Here is a 13,081-nt window from a genome sequence, read left to right on the forward strand (position 1 = left end):
TCGGGCGCGGCGCGCGCGGCGCTTCACTTCCGGTAGCCGGCCTGGCGCACCGCGCGGTCGGCCGCCGCCTGCCCCGCGGCGAGCGCCTGATCGACGCTCATCTGGCCCGCGACCGCCCCCGCGATCGCCTGGCCGACCACCGTGCCGAACGACTGGAATTCAGGAATCCCGACGTACTGGACGCCCGTGTACGGCACCTTCTTCAGCGACGGATCGGTCGGATCGGCGGTCTGGATCGCCTTCAGCACGAAATCGGAGAACGGCGCGGCGGCCTTGTACTCGGCGCGCTGATAGGTCGACTGGCGCGTGCCCGGCGGCACCGACGCCCAGCCCTCGTCCTTGCCGACCATCTCGACGTACTGCTTCGACGTCGCCCACGTGACGAACTTCTTCGCCGCGTCCTGCTGCTTCGATGTCTTCGGAATCGCGAGCGCCCACGCCCACAGCCAATGCGAGCCCTTCGGCGTGACGGCCACCGGCGCCGCCGCGAAGCCGATCCTGTCCGCGACCTGCGACTGCTGCTTGTTGTACAGCATGCCGGCGGCGACCGTCGCGTCGATCCACATCGCGCACTTGCCCGACGCGGTGAGCGTCAGGTTCTCGTTGAAGCCGTTCGAGCTCGCGCCCGGCGGCCCGTTCTTCTTCAGCAGGTTCACGTAGAAGTTGATCGCCTTCTTCCACTCGGGCGACGTGAGCTGCGCGTTCCAGTTCTCGTCGAACCAGCGGCCGCCGAACGTGTTGACGACCGTCGACACGTACGCCATGTTCTCGCCCCAGCCCGCCTTGCCGCGCAGGCAGATCCCGTAGGTGCCGTTCGCGCGGTCGGTCAGCTTGTCGGCGAATTCGGCGATCTGGTCGTAGGTCGGCTGCTCGGGCATCTTCAGGCCCTTCGCCGCGAACAGATCTTTACGGTAAAACGTCATCGAGCTCTCGACGTAGAACGGCAGCGCGTAAAGCTGGCCGTTGTACGACAGCGAATCCCGCGCCGTCTTGATCACGTCGTTCAGGTCGTAATCGGCGGAGAGGTTCGTCATCGGCGCGAGCCAGCCGCGCTTGCCCCACTGCGGCGCCTCGTACGTGCCGATCGCCATCACGTCGAACTGGCCGCTGCCCGTCGTGATGTCGGTCGTCGCGCGCTGGCGCAGCACGTTCTCCTCGAGGATCACCCAGTTGAGCCGGATGTCCGGGTTCGCCTTCTCGAACGCGGACGACAGCTTCTTCAGCTCGATCATGTCCGGGTTGTTGAGCGTCGCGATCGTCAGCGTCGCCGCCTGCGCGGCGAGCGCCGGCGACGCGAGCGCGACGAGCGCGGCAACGCGTGCGGCGGCGGCGATGAGCGTGTTTCGTTGCATGGCATGTCTCCTGTTTTGATATCGTGTTGCCGCCCGGCGGGCGGACTGCTTCAAGCGCTTTGCTGCATCCCGCACGCGCGCGCGTAGCGCGAGATCACGTCCCGGACCCGGTGGCGCACCCACGCGACGGGCTCGCGCGCGAGCGCGCCGCGCCGGCATGCCGCGTACACGTCGGGCAGCCATTGCGCGACGAGCGTCTCGGGCGGCGCGCGGCGCGCGAGGTTGTCGAAAAGGCGCTCGAGCGCCGCCGCGACCGCGGGCTGCAGCCAGTAATAGCGAATCCGGTCACTGTAGCTGAACTGGCGCGCGATCCGCTGCGCGAGCGCGTCGCCGCGGTAATACGGCGCCCAGTATTCGGGGCGCTCGCGCATCGCCGCGTCGATCACGTCGCGCAGTTGCGAGCGCTTGGACGCATCGTCGAAGAGCGCGTCCTCGATGTAGGTCAGCGCGAACAGCGCCTCGCGCAGCGCGAACGTCAGCGCCGGCCCGACCTTCAGGATCGCGAAGTGATCGCGCACGAGCGCGGCGAGCGCGCCTTCCGTCTGATAGTCGGTCGAATGCGCTTCGAACACGAGCGGCGGCGTGCGCAGGATGCTCGCGCCGAGCGCGGCCGCGCGCGCCGGATCGTAGTCGAGCACGCGGCGATCGTCGAAATCGACGCCCGGCTGCGCGACGATCGCGATCACGCGCGACCATGCATGCTGCAAGCCGCACCGCGCGAAGGCGTCGCGGTGCGCGGCGAGCGTCGCGCTCACGCTGTCGGCGCGCGTGACTTCGATCTGCGAAAACGCGCCGCCGCCATCGGCCGCCTCGCCGTGCACATCGCGCGCATCGCACGCCGGCCGATTCGCTTCGTCGTCCGCATCGTTGGCCGTGCCCGTTGCCGCCGCGCTCACCTCGCCGCCCGGCGTCGGCACCTCGGTGCCGATCACGTAGACGGGCGATACGCCCGCCACGGCCGCCGCTTCCTCGGCGGCCGCGCACAACTGCGCGGCACGCTCGGCGATCGTCTCGTCGGACAGCGGCGCGGCGTCGTCCGCGCACGCCATGCTCGCGTCGAGATGGATCTTCGTGAAGCCCGCGCCGACGTACGCGGCGACCATCGCCCGCGCCTCGCGCATCGCATCGCGCGCGGCGAGATGCCGCCACGGATTCGGGCCGAGATGATCGCCGCCGAGAATCAGCGCCTGCGCCGGAAAGCCCGCGTCGCGCGCGAGCGCGTCGACGTCGCGCCGGAAATCCGCGGGCGTCATCCCGGTATAGCCGCCGCGATGATTGACCTGATTGCAGGTCGCCTCGACGAGCAGCGGCGATTCGTCGGCGCGCGCCGCTTCGAACGCCGCTTCGAGCACGAGGCGATGCGCGCTGCATACCGAATAGATGCCGCTCGCGCAGCCCGCGCGGTTCGCGTCGAAGATCTCGCGCAGCAACTGCGCGTGGTCGCCCGCGCGCGGGCGTTCGGCGACCGTGCTCACGCTGCGCATCGCACACCCCGCTCGGCGAGAAAACGGTCGATGTCGTCCGGCATGCTGTTGCCCTCCATCGGCCCGACGCGCGACACCGCAAGCGCGCCCGCCGCATTCGCGCGCGCGAGCGCGGTCGCGACGGGCAGCCCCGCGATCGTGCACGCGACGAACGTGCCGCCGAAACAGTCGCCCGCGCCCGTCGGATCGATTTCGACGGTCTCGTAGGCGGGCGCGGCGACGCTGCCCGTGCGGTCGAACGCGGCGCTGCCCGCCGCGCCGCGCTTGAGCACGACGCGCTCGAGAAGCGGATGCGTCGCGAGCAGCCCCGCGATCGCGCGCTCGGCCGGCTGCGGTCCGCAGAAGAACGGCAGATCGGCCTCGCTCGGCAGGAACAGGTGGCACGCGTCGAGCATGTCGTGCAGCGCCGCGCGCATCGGCGCGAACGCGAGCATCTCGGCGCGCACGTTCGGATCGAACGAGATCTTTGCGCCGACGCGCGCCGCCTCGATCACGCCGCGCTTGACCGCGGCGATCGCGTTCTCGCTCGTGAGCGACGAGCCCATCACGTGGAAATAGCGGCAGCCCGCGAACATCGACGGATCGACGTCGGCCGGCTCGAGCAGCGCGCTCGCGCTGCCTTCGATGCTGAACACGAATTGCCGGCCGCCGTCCGCGCGATACGCGACGCACGCGATGCCCGTGGGCCGCGCGGCGCGGCGGATGCGCGCGACGTCGACGCCGTGGCCCGCGAGCCGCGCGACGATCGCGTCGCCGAACGCGTCGCGGCCGACGCAGCCCGCATACGCGACCGACGCGCCCATGCGCGCCGCCTGATCGGCGAAGATCGCGGGCGCGCCGCTCGGGAACGGGCCGGCGAACTCGCCCGGCGCGTCGAAGCCCTGGCCGCGCTTCGCGGCGACGAATTCGGCGAGCAGCTCGCCCGCGGCGACGATCGCGGCCATGATGTCAGCTCATCCAGTTGCCGCCGTCGACGTTCAGCGTCTGGGCGGTGATGTAGTCGGCGTCCGCCGATGCGAGAAAGAGCGCGGCGCCCGTCAGATCGTCGGGCACGCCCATCCGGCCGAGCGGCACCGCTTCGCCGACGAGCCGCTTCTTCTCGCCGAGCGGCCGGTTCTCGTAGCGGGCGAAGAGGGCATCGACCTGCTCCCACATCGGCGTGTCGACGACGCCCGGCGCGATGCCGTTCACGTTGATCCCGTGCTTGGCGAGCGCGAGCGCGGCCGACTGCGTATAGCTCAGCACCGCGGCCTTCGTCGCGCAGTAGTGCGACACGAGCGCCTCGCCGCGGCGTCCCGCCTGCGACGACATGTTGATGATCTTGCCGCCGCGCCCCTGCTCGACCATCCGCTGCGCGACCGCCTGCATCAGGAAGAACATGCCCTTCACGTTGACGGCGAACAGGCGGTCGAACACGTCCCACGATTCGTCGAGGAGCGGGCGCATATCGAAGAGCGCCGCGTTGTTGAACAGGATGTCGACGCCGCCGAAGCGCTCGACGGCGGTGGCGACGATGCGCGCGATGTCGTCGCGGCGCGTGACGTCCGCCGACACGGCGATCGCGCGCTCGGCATGCGCGCCGATGAGCTGCGCGAGCGCGCCGTCGGCCGGTTTCAGATCGACGAGGACGCAGCGCGCGCCCTCCTCCAGATAGCGTCGCGCCACCGCTTCGCCGATACCGCTTGCCGCGCCCGTCAGGATCGCGACCTTCTGCTGCAGTCTCACTGGTGTCTCCGATTCGTTATACGTCGTGCCGCCGGCCGCGAAACCGAGCGTTCGCTCATCAACAGATCATTTGCTCTATCCGCGAACGAATGATTGACCACGAAGCCGGCACTGTCAAGGCGGGAAATCGGTGTTTCGATGATGCGCCGCCGCATTGCGATCCCGGGCGGAGCGCGCGGGACAAGGGCGACGGGCAAGGCGGGCGGCACGGGGATGCGGCGCGGCCAGATACGTTATATCATCACGCCATCTCCCCGCCGACCGGTTCGCACGATGGCCTCGACCCACTCCCTCGCCGCCCGCCTTTCCCGCGCCGACGCGTTCGCCGCCGAGCACGGCCTCGCGTGGACGCCGCTGCGCCGCCAGGTCTACGAGCGCGTGCTCGCCGCCGGCCGGCCGATCGGCGCGTACGATCTGCTCGCCGAACTCGAGCCGCAGCGCGGCCGCGTGCCGCCGACGACCGTCTACCGCGCGCTCGAATTTCTCGTCGAGCACGGCTTCATCCACCGGATCGAATCGAAGAACGCGTTTATCGCGTGCTGCGAGATCGGCAAGCCGCACGAAGGGCAATTCCTGATCTGCGAGGAATGCGGCGACACCGTCGAGATTCCCGGCGGCGATCTCGCGAAGCAACTGTCGTCGAGCGCGCCCGCGCACGGCTTCGAGGTGCATCGGCAAGTCGTCGAGCTGACCGGCCTGTGCGGACAGTGCAAGACGAAGCACGCGCACCACGGCTGAACCCGCCCGCCGCGCTTTCCGGCCGCGGGGCGGCTCGCCCGGTTGGTCACCGGGCTGGCCGCCTGACCGAGCGGCCGGCCGCTTTTCCCGGCTTTTGCTTTTTCCGGCCTTTCATTCCGTCAACCGAATCGAGGATCAACCACATGTCCCTTGCCGCCACGTTGCGCGCGCCGCTGCGCAAGTTCGCCTCTTCGCCGGGCCCGGCGCACTCGTCGCGCTCCGCGCGCCCGGCGCTCGAGCTGCGCGCGTCGCCGCTGCTGCGCGCAGCGCGCACGCTCGCCGCCGGCGTCGCCGCGCTCGCGCTCACGGGCGCCGCGTTCGCGCAAAACGCGACGCTCAAGGTCGTCGCCGCCGAGAACTTCTACGGCGACGTCGCGAAGCAGATCGGCGGCGCGCGCGTCGCCGTGTCGAACATCCTCAGCAATCCCGATCAGGACCCGCATCTGTTCGAGGCGAGCCCGAAGGTCGCGCGCGAGCTGCAGCGCGCGGATCTCGTGATCTACAACGGCGCCGACTACGATCCGTGGATGGCGAAGCTCCTCGCCGCGTCGAAGAACGCGAAGCGCGCGACCGTCGTCGTCGCCGAGCTCGTCGGCAAGAAGGCGGGCGACAACCCGCACCTGTGGTACGACCCGGCGACGATGCCCGCCGCCGCGCGCGCGCTCGCCGCGGCGCTCGGCTCGGCGGACCCCGCGCACAAGGCCGAGTACGATGCGAATCTCTCGAAGTTCATCGCGTCGCTGAAGCCGATCGATGCGAAGGTGGCCGAGCTGCGCGCGCGCTACAAGGGCGCGCCCGTGACCGCGACGGAGCCCGTGTTCGGCTACATGGCCGACGCGATCGGGCTCGACATGCGCAACCAGCGCTTCCAGCTCGCGACGATGAACAGCACCGAGGCGAGCCCCGCCGACATCGCCGCGTTCGAGAACGACCTGAGGAAGCGCCAGGTGCGCGTGCTGATCTACAACAGCCAGGCGGTCGAGCCGATGACGAAGCGCATGCTCGGGCTCGCGCGGGACGCGCGCGTGCCGATCGTGAGCGTCACGGAGACGCAGCCCGCCGGCAAGACCTTCCAGCAATGGATGCTCGCGCAGCTCGACGCGCTCGCCGCCGCGCTCGGCGCGCGCCCGTAACGACGTTCGCGATGGCAACGACATGACCCACCCCATGCATGCGCTCGAACTCGATCGCGTGACGCTCGCGCTCGGCGGCCGCACGATCCTGCGCGACGTGAGCTTCGCCGTCGAGCCCGGCGAATTCGTCGGCGTGCTCGGGCCGAACGGCGCGGGCAAGACGACGCTGATGCGCGCCGTGCTCGGCCTCGTGCCCGCGCAGTCCGGCGCGATTCGCGTCGCGGGCGAGCCCGTGGCGCGCGGCAATCCGGCGATCGGCTACATGCCGCAGATCCGCAGCGCGCTCGCCGGGCGGCGCGTGCGCGGCCGCGACTTCGTCGCGATGGCGGCGGACGGCCACCGCTGGGGGCTGCCGCACGCGAGCGCCGCGGTCGCGGCCGACGTCGATCGCGTGCTCGATCTCGTCGACGCTGGCTCGCTCGCGAAACGGCCGCTGTCCGAACTCTCCGGCGGCGAGCGCCAGCGCCTCCTGCTCGCGCAGTGCCTGCTCGGCACGCCGAAGCTGCTGCTGCTCGACGAGCCGCTCATCAGCCTCGATCCGAACCATCAGCGCGGCGTCGTCGAGCTCGTGCGGCGCGTGCAGCGCGAGCTCGGCATCACCGTGCTGTTCTCCGCGCACGAGCTCAATCCGCTCCTGAACGCGCTCGACCGCGTGCTGTATCTCGGCAACGGCGTCGCGGCGCTCGGCACCGTCGACGAAGTGATCACGAAGCCCGTGCTGTCGCGCCTGTACGGCTCGCCGATCGACGTGATGCGCGTGAACGGGCGCATCTTCGTGATGTCCGGCGGCGTCGAAATCGAGAAGCTCGATCACGGGCACGAGGACGAGCGCGACCACGGTCACGGACACGATCATGGCCACGCGCACGGTCACGGGCATGCGCATTCACACGGCGGCGGGCACTCACACGATGTTTGAATACGAATTCATGATCAACGCGTTCGCGGCGGCGGGGATCGTCGCCGTGCTCGCGGGCATCGTCGGCTACTTCCTCGTGCTGCGCGGGCAGACGTTCGCTGGCCACGCACTGTCGCACGTCGGCTTCACCGGCGCGACGGGCGCGGCGCTGTTCGGGCTGTCGCCGATCTGGGGGATGCTCGGCTTCACGCTCGCCGCCGGCATCGGGATGGGCGCGCTCGGCGAGCGGCTCGCGGGCCGCGACGTCGCGATCGGCGTGATCCTGTCGGTCGCGCTCGGCTGCGGGCTGCTGTTCCTGCATTTCTACACGAGCTACGCGACGCAGGTCACGGCGCTGCTGTTCGGCAACGTGCTCGGCGTGAACCACGCCACGCTCGTCGTGCTCGCCGCGATCGGCGCGGTGAGCCTCGCCGCGCTGGCGGCGATCGCGCGGCCGCTCCTGTTCGCGTCGCTGCAGCCGGAGCTCGCGGAGGCGAAAGGCGTGTCGCTGCGGCTCGTGTCGATCCTGTTCCTGTCGATCTGCGCGCTCGCCGTCGCCGCGTGCACGCAGATCGTCGGCGTGCTGCTCGTGTTCACGCTGCTCGTCGGGCCGGCCGCCGCCGCGCAGAATCTCGCGACGCGGCTGTCGGCGGGCGTCTGGCTCGCGGCCGCGTTCGCGCTCGGCGAAGCATGGCTCGGCATCGCGCTCGCGTACTACACCGACTGGCCGACGAGCTTCTGGATCACCGCGCTGTCGGCGCTCGTCTACGGCGCGAGCCTCATGGGGAAACGGCATCACGCGTGAAGCATGACGCGCGGCGGCTCGCGAAGCGAGTCGCTCGATGTTCGGCGCGACGCGACACAACGCGCCGCGTCACGCGCGCTCACCGGCTCATCGGCCGAGCACGCGCGCGTGATGCTCGATGTGATCGGCGATGAACGTCGAGATGAAGTAGTAGCCGTGATCGTAGCCCGCGTGACGGCGCAGCGTGAGCGGCTGGCCCGCCGCGCGGCACGCGGCCTCGAACACGTCGGGGTTGAGCTGCGTCGGCAGGAACGGGTCGGCGAGCCCCTGATCGATCAGGATGCCTTCGGCGAACCGCTTCGCGTCGGCGCGCGCGACGAGCTCGCTCGCGTCGTACTGCTTCCACGCTTCGCGATCGCCGCCGAGATAGCCCGAAAACGCCTTCTCGCCCCACGGGCAGCGCGACGGCGCGGCGATCGGCGCGAACGCCGACACCGAGCGATACAGGTCCGGATGGCGCAGCGCGAGCACGAGCGCGCCGTGGCCGCCCATCGAGTGGCCGAAGATCCCGAGCCGCGCGCCGTCGATCGGCAGCTCGGCCGCGGCCACGCCGCGCAGCTCGTCGGCGACGTATGACTCCATCCGCCAGTGCGTCGACCACGGCACCTCGGTCGCGTTCAGGTAGAAGCCCGCGCCGACGCCGAAATCCCACGCATCCGCCTCGCCCGGCACGAGCGCGCCGCGCGGGCTCGTATCGGGCGCGACGAGCGCGATGCCGTGCTGCGCGGCGAAGCGCTGCGCGCCCGCCTTGATCGCAAACGTCTCCTCGGTGCACGTGAGCCCCGCGAGATAGAACAGCGCCGGCACGCGGCCGTGCGCGGCCTGCGGCGGCAGGTACGCAGAGAACTTCATCGGCAATCCGATCGTCTTCGACGCGTGCCGATAGAAGCGCTGCTCGCCGCCGTGACACGCGTGCGACGAAACGAGTTCGAGCATCGTCGTCCCCATGCAAGACTCCTGATCAGTACAGCACGACCGAGCGGATCGACTCGCCCTTCTTCATCAGGTCGAAGCCGTCGTTGATCTTCTCGAGCGGCAGCGTGTGCGTGATCAGGTCGTCGATGTTGATCTTGCCTTCCATGTACCAGTCGACGATCTTCGGCACGTCGGTGCGCCCGCGCGCGCCGCCGAACGCGGAGCCCTTCCACTCGCGGCCCGTCACGAGCTGGAACGGCCGCGTGCTGATCTCCTCGCCCGCCGCCGCCACGCCGATGATGAACGACTGGCCCCAGCCCTTGTGCGTGCACTCGAGCGCCTGGCGCATCACCTTCACGTTGCCGATGCATTCGAACGAGTAGTCGGCGCCGCCGTCGGTGAGCTGCACGATGTGATCGACGACGTTCTCGACCTCGTTCGGGTCGATGAAGTGCGTCATGCCGAACTTCTTCGCGAGCGCGACGCGCTTCGGGTTGATGTCGACGCCGATGATCTTGTCCGCGCCCACCATCTTCGCGCCCTGGATCACGTTCAGGCCGATGCCGCCCAGGCCGAACACGACGACGTTCGCGCCCGCCTCGACCTTCGCCGAGTAGACGACCGCGCCCACGCCCGTCGTCACGCCGCAGCCGATGTAGCAGATCTTGTCGAACGGCGCGTCCTCGCGCACCTTCGCCACCGCGATCTCGGGGACGACGATGTAGTTCGAGAACGTCGACGTGCCCATGTAGTGGAAGATCGGCTTGCCGCCGATCGAGAAGCGCGACGTCGCGTCCGGCATCAGGCCGCGCCCTTGCGTCGCGCGGATCTTCTGGCACAGGTTCGTCTTGCGAGACAGGCAGAACTTGCACTCGCGGCATTCGGGCGTGTAGAGCGGAATCGCGTGATCGCCCTTCTTCAGCGTGCCGACGCCCGGCCCGACATCGACGACGACGCCCGCGCCCTCGTGCCCGAGGATCGCCGGGAAGAGGCCTTCGGGGTCCGCACCCGACAGCGTGTAGTAATCGGTGTGGCAGATGCCGGTGGCCTTCACTTCGATCAGTACCTCGCCCGCGCGCGGTCCTTCGAGATCGACCTCTTCGATCGTCAGCGGTTCGCCCGCCTTCCAGGCGATCGCGGCTTTCGTCTTCATGCGTGTTCTCCAGAGAAGTCACTGGGTGGAATATCGCCCAGTGTATCCGCATGCGCGGCCGGCCCGGCGGCTGCGGCGCGGAAATTGGCAGGATTCGGCGGAAAGTTGTCAGGCTCGGGCGGCCGCGCCGCACCAAGTGGGTTAAGATCGGCGCGGTCTCGGCAAGTCGATGGTGAAGCGGCATGGCAGCGGAAATTTCCCCCCGGCATCGGACGACGGCCGTCGACGTCGTGATCTATCCGGGATTCAAGGCAATCGAGGCCGTCGGCGTCATCAACGTGTTCGACTACGCGAATGCGCGGCTCGCCGCCGCCGGGCTCGCGCCCGTCTACGATCTTCAGATCGCCGCGCCCGCGAAGGGCCCGGTCAAGTCCGACACCCTCATCGTGCTCGAGGCGACGAAGGCGCTCGACACGCTCGCCGTGCCGGACACGGCGATCGTCGTCGGCGCGCGCGACATCGAGCGCGCGCTGCGCGACACGTCGATGCTCGTCGGATGGTGCCGCGACGTGTCGCGCCGCATCGGCCGGATGGTCGGGCTGTGCTCGGGCTGCTTCTTTCTCGCCGAGTCCGGCATGCTCGACGGCTGCCGCGCGACGACGCACTGGAGCGTCGCCCCCATGTTGAAGGCGCGCTATCCGGCGGTGAAGGTGGAGCCCGATGCGATCTTCGTCCGGGAAGGCAACGTGTGGACGTCGGCGGGCGTCACGGCCGGTCTCGATCTCGCGCTCGCGATGGTCGAGGAGGATCTCGGCCGCGAGATCGCGCTCGCCGTCGCGCGCGATCTCGTGATCTATCTGAGGCGGCCGGGCGGCCAGTCGCAGTTCAGCGTGTATCTGGCGAGCCAGATGACCGCGCACGCGTCGATCCGCGACGTCCAGGACTGGATCCTGAACTCGCTCGACGAGCGTCTGGGCATCGCGCAGCTCGCGAAGCGCGCCGCGATGAGCGAGCGCAACTTCGTCCGCGTGTTCGTGCGGGAGACCGGCTATCGCCCGGCCGAATTCATCGAAATCGCGCGGCTCGAAAAAGCGCGCCGCCTGCTCGAGCAGGAAACGCTGCCGCTGAAGACGGTCGCCGTGCGCAGCGGGTTTCATTCCGACGACCAGTTGCGGCGCGTATTCATGCGCCGCCTCGGCGTGACGCCCGGCGCGTATCGAGAGCGGTTCTCCGGCACCGGCGTGCGCGACGTGCCGGTGAGCGGCGACGCGGACTGACGCATTGGGCGCGGCGGCCATGCAACTCATGCGAAGCGCATCCCGCCGTCACGACGACGCTCGCGTCGTGCCGCTCGGCACGACGCCGATCACGGCATCGATCAGACGCCCGCCGGCGCGGCGGACCGGCTCACCCGCCTGCGTCGAACCACCCTTCGGTCCGCCGATACAGGTCGATGAAACGCGCGTGGCGCGCGGCGAGCGCCGCATCGTGCGTCGGCGCGGCGACGCGCGTCGCGCCCGGCGCGAGCGCGGCGAGCTCCGCCGCGCGCCAGCGACCCGCCGCGACGCCGCCGAGCAGCGCCGCGCCGCGCGCGGCGGCGTCCGCGCCGTCGACCGCGTGCAGCTCGACATCGAGCGCATCGGCAAGCAGTTGCCGCCAGCGCGGCTCGACCGAGCCGCCGCCCGCGAGCCGCAGCGTGCGCACGGGCGAGCCGTCCGCGCGAATCGCGTCGAGCCCCGCGCGCAACGCGAACGCGACGCCTTCGAACGCCGCGCGCATCAGCGCGCCGCGCGAATCGCCGAGCGACAGGCCGAGCCAGCCGCCGCGCGCGGCGGGATTCATCCACGGTGAGCGCTCGCCCGTCAGGTACGGCAGAAAGCTGATCCGCGGCGATGCGCTCGCGCCGAACGCGTCGTCGTATGCGGCGCGCCAATCCGGATAGACGAGCCAGCCGCGCGCCGATTCGAGCGCGATCCCGACGTTCTGCATCGCGGCCATCGTGTAATAGCGCGCGCCGCCCGCCGCGCGATAGCGGTGCAGGCCCACGCCCGGCGCGGCGCCCTGCGCGGTCAGCACGACGATCTGCCCGCCCGTGCCCGTCGTGAGAAGCGCGTCGCCGTCATGCGCGAGGCCGCTGCCGAGCGCCGCGCACGGCGTGTCGCCCGCGCCCGTCGCGAGCGCGATTCCGGCTGGCAGGCCGAGCGCGCGCGCCGCGTCGGCCGACAGCGCGCCGCACCGCGCGTCCGACGCGCGCGGCGCCGCGAACAGCGCACGCGGCAAGCCGAGCGAGGCGATCAGCGCATCGTCCCAGTCGCCGTCCGGGCCGGCGAGCGCGGTCGCGCACGCATCGGACGGATCGCTCGCGAGGTCGCCGCCCAGCGCGACGCGCAGCCAGTCCTTCGGCTGCAGCGCCCAGCGCGCGGCGCGCAGCGTGTGCGGCTCGTGCGCGGCGAGCCACGCGAGCAACGGCCCCGCCATGCCGGGCGACACCGGATTCGGCGACGCGGGCCAGCGTGCGACGAGCGCGGTCGCGCGCGCATCGGGCCACAGCATCGCGGGCCGCAGCGCGCGTCCCGACGCGTCGGCCAGCACGACGCCATGCATCTGCCCCGAAAAGCCGATCGCGCGCACCCGCGCGCGTTCCTGCCCGGACAGCCGCATCGCGGCGTCGACGAGCGCGCGCCACCATATGTCGACGTCGATCTCCGCCCAGCCGGGCTGCGGCGTCGCCACCGCATACGCGGCGCCCGACGATGCGCACACGCGGCCGTCGCCGTCGACGATCGCGAGCTTGAGGGACCCGGTCCCCAGATCGATGCCGAGATATCGCATAACGGAACATGGATTCGAATGAGCCGACGCCGATGATACCTTGCGGGCCGCCGATGCTCGCGCGCGCCGCGCGCATGGCCCTGATTCCCGGCCGAAGCGGCTGCGC

At 70.5% G+C, this 13,081-nt stretch carries 12 protein-coding genes; 5 read left to right on the plus strand and 7 right to left on the minus strand.

Features of this window, described 5'->3' with window-relative positions:
* Window positions 1-23: 23 nt before the first annotated feature.
* The 4 genes from WT16_RS05025 to WT16_RS05040 are packed head-to-tail and all read right to left on the minus strand — an operon-like array spanning window position 24 to window position 4,561.
* Entirely contained in the window at window positions 24-1,352 is a 1,329-nt protein-coding gene (locus WT16_RS05025; protein WP_063532821.1) for a sugar ABC transporter substrate-binding protein, read from the minus strand.
* Window positions 1,353-1,402: 50 nt separating this feature from the next.
* Window positions 1,403-2,836, minus strand: a complete 1,434-nt coding sequence (locus WT16_RS05030) for a D-tagatose-bisphosphate aldolase, class II, non-catalytic subunit (protein WP_063532822.1) — start codon at window positions 2,834-2,836, stop codon at window positions 1,403-1,405.
* Window positions 2,824-3,780, minus strand: a complete 957-nt coding sequence (locus WT16_RS05035; RefSeq protein ID WP_015602152.1) for a sugar kinase — start codon at window positions 3,778-3,780, stop codon at window positions 2,824-2,826. The genes WT16_RS05030 and WT16_RS05035 overlap by 13 nt, the downstream gene beginning before the upstream one ends.
* A gap of 4 nt (window positions 3,781-3,784) precedes the next feature.
* Window positions 3,785-4,561 (minus strand): L-iditol 2-dehydrogenase, encoded by a 777-nt coding sequence (locus tag WT16_RS05040; protein WP_063532823.1) that lies wholly within the window; start codon window positions 4,559-4,561, stop codon window positions 3,785-3,787.
* 273 nt (window positions 4,562-4,834) lie between these two features.
* Here WT16_RS05040 and WT16_RS05045 point away from each other — a divergent pair, with 273 nt between their 5' ends.
* From WT16_RS05045 to WT16_RS05060, 4 genes are all read left to right on the plus strand, one after another.
* Entirely contained in the window at window positions 4,835-5,299 is a 465-nt protein-coding gene (locus WT16_RS05045; protein WP_006024733.1) for a Fur family transcriptional regulator, read from the plus strand.
* 143 nt (window positions 5,300-5,442) lie between these two features.
* Window positions 5,443-6,432, plus strand: a complete 990-nt coding sequence (locus WT16_RS05050; protein WP_059932000.1) for a zinc ABC transporter substrate-binding protein — start codon at window positions 5,443-5,445, stop codon at window positions 6,430-6,432.
* A gap of 34 nt (window positions 6,433-6,466) precedes the next feature.
* On the plus strand, window positions 6,467-7,351 hold the full coding sequence (locus WT16_RS05055) for an ABC transporter ATP-binding protein (protein WP_063532824.1): 885 nt from the start codon (window positions 6,467-6,469) through the stop codon (window positions 7,349-7,351).
* A complete protein-coding gene (locus tag WT16_RS05060) occupies window positions 7,344-8,135 on the plus strand; it encodes a metal ABC transporter permease (protein ID WP_015600444.1) in 792 nt (263 codons plus the stop codon). The genes WT16_RS05055 and WT16_RS05060 overlap by 8 nt, the downstream gene beginning before the upstream one ends.
* Before the next feature lie 87 nt (window positions 8,136-8,222).
* Here WT16_RS05060 and fghA read toward each other — a convergent pair whose 3' ends face one another.
* Both fghA and WT16_RS05070 read right to left on the minus strand, forming a co-directional pair.
* Window positions 8,223-9,083: an S-formylglutathione hydrolase gene (gene fghA, locus WT16_RS05065; RefSeq protein WP_082874703.1), complete on the minus strand. Its 861-nt coding sequence runs from the start codon at window positions 9,081-9,083 to the stop codon at window positions 8,223-8,225.
* Window positions 9,084-9,096: 13 nt separating this feature from the next.
* Window positions 9,097-10,203, minus strand: coding sequence for an S-(hydroxymethyl)glutathione dehydrogenase/class III alcohol dehydrogenase (locus WT16_RS05070; RefSeq protein ID WP_006024728.1), 1,107 nt, complete (start codon window positions 10,201-10,203; stop codon window positions 9,097-9,099).
* 182 nt (window positions 10,204-10,385) lie between these two features.
* Between WT16_RS05070 and WT16_RS05075 the strand changes: the two genes are divergently transcribed.
* Window positions 10,386-11,420, plus strand: a complete 1,035-nt coding sequence (locus WT16_RS05075) for a helix-turn-helix domain-containing protein (RefSeq protein WP_063532825.1) — start codon at window positions 10,386-10,388, stop codon at window positions 11,418-11,420.
* Between the two features lie 130 nt (window positions 11,421-11,550).
* On the opposite strand, the gene WT16_RS05080 is transcribed toward WT16_RS05075, so the two are convergent.
* Window positions 11,551-12,975 (minus strand): FGGY family carbohydrate kinase, encoded by a 1,425-nt coding sequence (locus tag WT16_RS05080; RefSeq protein WP_063532826.1) that lies wholly within the window; start codon window positions 12,973-12,975, stop codon window positions 11,551-11,553.
* Between the last annotated feature and the right edge of the window lie 106 nt (window positions 12,976-13,081).

The sequence above is a fragment of the Burkholderia sp. MSMB1589WGS genome (assembly GCF_001636105.1).
Classification (GTDB): Bacteria; Pseudomonadota; Gammaproteobacteria; order Burkholderiales; family Burkholderiaceae; genus Burkholderia; species Burkholderia humptydooensis.

What these genes read in the sequence shown, in the direction of transcription:
- WT16_RS05030 (WP_063532822.1), bottom strand. Translation starts at nt 2,836, where the DNA reads ATGCGCAGCGTGAGCACGGTCGCCGAACGCCCGCGCGCGGGCGACCAC.
- fghA (WP_082874703.1), bottom strand. Translation starts at nt 9,083, where the DNA reads ATGGGGACGACGATGCTCGAACTCGTTTCGTCGCACGCGTGTCACGGC.
- WT16_RS05055 (WP_063532824.1), top strand. Translation starts at nt 6,467, where the DNA reads ATGCATGCGCTCGAACTCGATCGCGTGACGCTCGCGCTCGGCGGCCGC.
- WT16_RS05060 (WP_015600444.1), top strand. Translation starts at nt 7,344, where the DNA reads ATGTTTGAATACGAATTCATGATCAACGCGTTCGCGGCGGCGGGGATC.
- WT16_RS05045 (WP_006024733.1), top strand. Translation starts at nt 4,835, where the DNA reads ATGGCCTCGACCCACTCCCTCGCCGCCCGCCTTTCCCGCGCCGACGCG.
- WT16_RS05080 (WP_063532826.1), bottom strand. Translation starts at nt 12,975, where the DNA reads ATGCGATATCTCGGCATCGATCTGGGGACCGGGTCCCTCAAGCTCGCG.
- WT16_RS05035 (WP_015602152.1), bottom strand. Translation starts at nt 3,780, where the DNA reads ATGGCCGCGATCGTCGCCGCGGGCGAGCTGCTCGCCGAATTCGTCGCC.
- WT16_RS05025 (WP_063532821.1), bottom strand. Translation starts at nt 1,352, where the DNA reads ATGCAACGAAACACGCTCATCGCCGCCGCCGCACGCGTTGCCGCGCTC.
- WT16_RS05075 (WP_063532825.1), top strand. Translation starts at nt 10,386, where the DNA reads ATGGCAGCGGAAATTTCCCCCCGGCATCGGACGACGGCCGTCGACGTC.
- WT16_RS05050 (WP_059932000.1), top strand. Translation starts at nt 5,443, where the DNA reads ATGTCCCTTGCCGCCACGTTGCGCGCGCCGCTGCGCAAGTTCGCCTCT.
- WT16_RS05070 (WP_006024728.1), bottom strand. Translation starts at nt 10,203, where the DNA reads ATGAAGACGAAAGCCGCGATCGCCTGGAAGGCGGGCGAACCGCTGACG.